The sequence below is a fragment of the Inquilinus limosus MP06 genome, assembly GCF_000767795.1.
Taxonomy (GTDB): domain Bacteria; phylum Pseudomonadota; class Alphaproteobacteria; order DSM-16000; family Inquilinaceae; genus Inquilinus; species Inquilinus limosus_E.
In genome coordinates, this window is sequence record NZ_JANX01000486.1 from 1 (window position 1) to 4,935 (window position 4,935).

Sequence of the window (4,935 nt, forward strand, 5' to 3'; positions counted from 1 at the left end):
CGGACAGCGCCGTGTCGGGCATCGGCAAGGACGGCATCACCGACTTCTCGACGGGCGACAGGATCGACCTGTCGGCGATCGATGCGGATGGCAATGCCGGCAACGGCGACACGGCGTTCACCTTCGGCACCGGCGATTTCACCCGCCACGCCGGGGAGCTGCGGGTGGTGACGGCGGGGTCGATCCAGGTGGTCTATGTCGACGTCAACGGCGACAAGGCACCCGACTTCGCCATCAACGTCACCGCCGACCACGCCCTGACGGCCAGCGACTTCGTGCTGTAGCGGCAGAATCGGGGGGCTGTGCAAGCCTCCCGGCATTCTGGGCTTCAGATATCAAGGCCCTAAAGCGCTCCGCCCGCACTGCCCAGCCGAACAGCGCCATCAGCTGTCATCGAGCGGGCGCCCCGACAGCAGACATCGAGCAAGCGGCCGTATGCGCACGCCTTCCAGCCGACCAGTTGGACCTAGTGCTCCCGAAGCGGCCGCTGTGCTCGCTCCCCCGGCGCCACCCGGCTGGCCGCTCCCGTGCGGCATGGCCGGAACGTCCGAGACGGAGCCTGCTCGTCGACAACTGCCAGAGCATTCGATCGCTTCTTCAATTCGGTCTTAGGAGCGCGGTCCCGGTCCTGGCCTGGAGTTCCTCGAATGCAAGCCCCGGCACGATGTCTCGGATTTCAAAACCCCGAGGCGTCACATCGATCACGGCGAGATTGGTGTAGATGCGCGTCACCGCGCGCGGCGCGGTCAGGGGATAGGTGCAGCGCTCGACCAGCTTCGGCCGGCCGTCTCGCGTGGTGTGCTCCATCATCACCCACAGCCGCTTCGCGCCGACGGCGAGGTCCATCGCGCCGCCGACGGCCGGCGCGGCCTCCGCCTCCGACGTCGCCCAGTTGGCGAGGTCGCCGGCCGCGGAGACCTCGTACGCCCCGAGCAGGCAAAGGTCGAGATGGCCGCCGCGGATGATGGCAAAGCTGTCCCCATGATGGACCAGCGCCGCCCCCGTGCGCATCGTCACATTCTGCTTGCCGGCATTGATCACCCAGGGATCGACGGCATCGGCCGGAGGCACCGGGCCCATCCCGATCAGCCCGTTCTCGGAATGGAAGATCACCTCGCGGTCCGGCGGCACATGGTCGGCCACCAGGGTCGGCATGCCGATGCCGAGATTGACGCACCAGCCTTCCGGGATGTCGGCGGCCACCCGTGCGGCCATGCCCGGCCGGTCCAGCGGGCGAAAGGTGGCGGATGTGATCATCGCTGCTGTCTCCGTTGGGGTCATCGCTATCACTGCCGCGGAGGATCGCCATAGGACACGTGGATCACCCGGTCCACGAACAGGCCGGGCGTGACGATCACCTCCGGGTCGAGCGACCCGAGATCGGCGACGTGCTGGGTCTGGACGATGGTCAGCCGGCCGGCCGCGGCCATGATCGGGTTGAAGTTCCGGCCGGTGCCGCGATAGGTCAGGTTGCCCCAGCGGTCGGCCCGCCAGGCTTCGACCAGCGCAACGTCGCCGTGCAGCGCCTGTTCCAGCACATAGGACCGGCCGCCGATCTCGCGCACCTCCTTCCCCTCGGCCAGCAGGGTGCCGGCCGCCGTGGCGGTGAAGAAGGCCGGGATGCCGGCGCCGGCCGCCCGGATGCGTTCCGCCAGCGTGCCCTGCGGCACGATCTCCAGCTCGATCCGCCCGGCCCGATACAGCTCGTCGAACACGCCGGAGCCGCGGGGGAAGCTGCAGACCAGCTTGCGCACACGGCCCAGCGCCATCAGTTTCGGCAACCCTTTGTCCGGCGCCCAGCCGGCGTTGTTGGCGACGACGGTCAGATCCCGCGCCCCCTGCTCGACCAGCGCGTCGATCAGGGCATAGGGGTGGCCGACGGCGCCGAAGCCGCCGACCAGCACCGTGTCGCCATCGCGGATTCCGGCCATGGCCTGCGCCATGCCGGCAACGAATTTATCGATCATCCTTCCGCTCCACACACCACCTCAGGCAGCCGCCGCCTCGGCGCCGGCCAGGGGGACGCCGAGGGCGCCGTCATAGGAAAACTCCAGCACCACATCCGACCCGATCGGCACGGCCAGGTCCGACCCGGTCGACACCTCGAACTGCAGGTCGCCGACCTGCACGCCGTAGCGGTTGGCGCTGCCGAGGAACCCGGTCATCGCCACCTTGCCCGTCACCTGGTTGCAGCGGTCCCGCCCCCCGGCGCCCGGCTGGCGCAGCGCGATCGCCTCGGGCCGGATCGACACTGCGATCGGCTGGTCGGCCGCTGCCGGATCCTGGAACAGGCACCGCACGGTCTGCCCCCCGGACAGGCGCACGGGGGCGATGCCGTTGCGGCCCACCGCCTCCTGCACCACGCCGTGGACCAGGTTGGTGGCGCCGACGAAGCCGGCGACGAAGGCGTTGCGGGGCCGAAAATAGATGTCCCGCGGCGCGCCCATCTGGACGATGCGCCCCTGGTCCATCACCGCGACCAGGTCCGACATCTCCAGCGCCTCCGTCTGGTCGTGGGTGACGTAGACGGTGGTGACGCCGACCTGCCGCTGCAGCCGCTTCAGCTCGTTGCGCATCTCGTCGCGCAGGGTGGCGTCGAGATTGCTGAGCGGCTCGTCGAGCAGCAGCAGCTTCGGCTGCCGGACGATGGCGCGGGCCAGCGCCACCCGCTGCTGCTGGCCGCCGGACAGGCGCGTCGCCGGCCGGGTCTGGAAACCGGCCAGATTGACCCGTTCCAGCGCCTCGCCCACCAGCCGCTGAATCTCCGACCGCTCGAACCGCCGGTCCTTGGCGACACGCAGGGGGAAGGCGACGTTCTCGAATACCGTCATATGCGGCCAGATCGCGTAGGACTGGAACACCATGCCGATGGTGCGGCGGTTCAACGGCACGTTGATCCGCCGGGCGGCGTCGAACAGCGCCGTGTCGCCCAGGCGGATGGTGCCGCCGTCCGGCTGCTCCAGCCCGGCGACGCAACGCAGCGTCGTGGTCTTGCCGCAGCCGCTAGGGCCGAGCAGCGTGAAGAAGGTGCCCGGGGCCAGGCTGAAGCTGGCCTCGTGCACGCCGCCGGCGATGCCGTCCAGGCCGGTGACGAAGATCTTGCCCAGGCCGCGGACGTCGAGGGCCGGCGTGGTCGATGCGGTCATGGGGTCACCTCCCGAAGGTATCGGCCGACCGGCGGCGCATGAGGACATAGAAGCACACGGCGAAGACGGTCATCAGCAGGGTCCATAACAGCCCCAGCGCCGCCAGCTCGCTGAACTGGCCGTTGCTCGCCTGCTCGAAGATCGCGGCCGACATGGTCTGCGACCGCGGCCCCGCCAGGACCAGCGGGATCGTCAGCTCCTTCGCCGCGTTCAGGAACACGAACAGCCAGCCGGCCGCCAGCGCCGGCAGCAGCAGCGGCGCCACCACCCGGCGCAGCATGGTCAGCGTGCCGGCGCCGGAGACGCTGGCCGCCTCCTCCAGCTCGCGATGGATCTGCAGCGCGCCGGAGAAGGCATAGCGCATGCCGTAGGGCATGTAGCGGTTGACGAAGGCGATGACGATGATCGCCAGAGTGCCGTAGAGCGGGATCGGCGAGCGCAGCGCCAGCTCCATCATCGACACGCCGAGCACGATGCCGGGCAGCAGCAGCGGCATGGTGGTCAGCTGGTCCAGGACCGTGGCCCCCGGCCGCCGCCGCGCCACCATCCAGCCGGCCACCAGCATCAGAGCCATGGTCACGGTGGCGGCCGCGGCGGCGATCACCAGCGTGTTGACGGTCAGCATCAGGTAGCCCTTGTCCTGCAGCACGGCCTGGTAGTTGGCCAGTGTCATGGACGGCAGCGCCGCCAGCCGGATCGAGCGGACGAAGGGCAGGAACGACACCCAGGCCAGCGCCAGCAGCGGCAGGGCCAGGACGACGAGGAAGTTGAACAGCACCAGGGCGCCGCCCAGCCACCGGCCCCAGCCGAGATCGATCGACCGCGGCCGGAAGCTCTTGCCGGTGACGGTGGCGAAGCGCTCGGCCCGCCGCGAGATCCGGCCATAGAAGTACATCAGCACCCCGATCACCGCGGTCAGCACCACCGAATAGGCGCTGGCATGGCCGATATCCGGCGGCACGGCCCGGATGCTGAAATAGATGTCCGAGGTCAGCACGTCGATGCCGCCGGGCTTGCCGATCAGCACCGGGACGTCGAACGCCTCGAGGCTGCAGACGAAGACGAACAGGGCCGTGGCCACGATCGCCGGCCGGGCCATCGGCAGCGACACCCGCCGGATCACGTCCAGCATCGTCGCCCCGCTCATCCGCGCCGCCTCCTCCATCTCGCCATTGGCGGCGCGGAAGGTGGCCGAGAGCAGCAGGAATACCAGCGGCAGCCAGGAGAAGGTCTCGACCAGCACCATCCCGGCCATCGAGTTGACCGCGAACAGGACGCCGCCGCCGCCGAGGCCGCGATAGAGGTCGTTCAGCGGCCCGGCCCGGCCCAGCAGGAACATCCAGGCCAGGATGTAGAGGATGAAAGGCATCCCCAGCGACACGATGTTGGTCAGATAGGCCAGCCCCTTGAACGGGGCGTTGGTGCGCTCGACCACCCAGGCCAGGAGCCCGCCCAGCAGCAGGGAGAACACGGTCGACAGGGCGGCGAACAGCACCGAATGCCAGGCGCTGGCGTAGAGCTTCGGGTCGGACAGCAGACGGGCGTAGTGGCCGGCCGTGAAGCCGGCATGCGACCCGTCCGGATTGGTTGTGCTGACGCTGTTCTGGATCAGGATCACGATCGGCGGCAGGACGATCGCCGCCACCACCGCGATCATCGCCAGCGACAGCAGGCCGGCCGGCCCGCGCAGCCGGGCGCCAAGCCCCGGCGCAGCCCCCATGCGCCGGGGCGGCGCCATGCCGGATGCGGCCTGGCTGGTCACTTGAACAGCCCGTCATAGATCTTCAGC

At 69.5% G+C, this 4,935-nt stretch carries 4 protein-coding genes and 1 pseudogene; 1 reads left to right on the plus strand and 4 read right to left on the minus strand.

Going from position 1 to position 4,935, the window contains the following annotated elements:
• Window positions 1–284: pseudogene (locus P409_RS39275) on the plus strand (hypothetical protein); the annotation flags it as partial.
• A 313-nt stretch (window positions 285–597) separates the two neighbouring features.
• Here P409_RS39275 and P409_RS26565 read toward each other — a convergent pair.
• From P409_RS26565 to P409_RS26580, 4 genes are read right to left on the minus strand one after another with little or no spacing between them, the layout of a single operon-like run.
• Window positions 598–1,281, minus strand: a complete 684-nt coding sequence (locus tag P409_RS26565) for a 3-oxoacid CoA-transferase subunit B (protein WP_430515664.1) — start codon at window positions 1,279–1,281, stop codon at window positions 598–600.
• Between the two features lie 5 nt (window positions 1,282–1,286).
• A complete protein-coding gene (locus P409_RS26570; protein ID WP_034845508.1) occupies window positions 1,287–1,967 on the minus strand; it encodes a CoA transferase subunit A in 681 nt (226 codons plus the stop codon).
• Between the two features lie 21 nt (window positions 1,968–1,988).
• A complete protein-coding gene (locus P409_RS26575) occupies window positions 1,989–3,146 on the minus strand; it encodes an ABC transporter ATP-binding protein (protein WP_052121432.1) in 1,158 nt (385 codons plus the stop codon).
• Between the two features lie 4 nt (window positions 3,147–3,150).
• Window positions 3,151–4,908, minus strand: coding sequence for an ABC transporter permease (locus P409_RS26580; protein ID WP_202964819.1), 1,758 nt, complete (start codon window positions 4,906–4,908; stop codon window positions 3,151–3,153).
• Window positions 4,909–4,935 lie beyond the last annotated feature (27 nt).

What these genes read in the sequence shown, in the direction of transcription:
- P409_RS26565 (WP_430515664.1), bottom strand. Translation starts at nt 1,281, where the DNA reads ATGACCCCAACGGAGACAGCAGCGATGATCACATCCGCCACCTTTCGC.
- P409_RS26570 (WP_034845508.1), bottom strand. Translation starts at nt 1,967, where the DNA reads ATGATCGATAAATTCGTTGCCGGCATGGCGCAGGCCATGGCCGGAATC.
- P409_RS26575 (WP_052121432.1), bottom strand. Translation starts at nt 3,146, where the DNA reads ATGACCGCATCGACCACGCCGGCCCTCGACGTCCGCGGCCTGGGCAAG.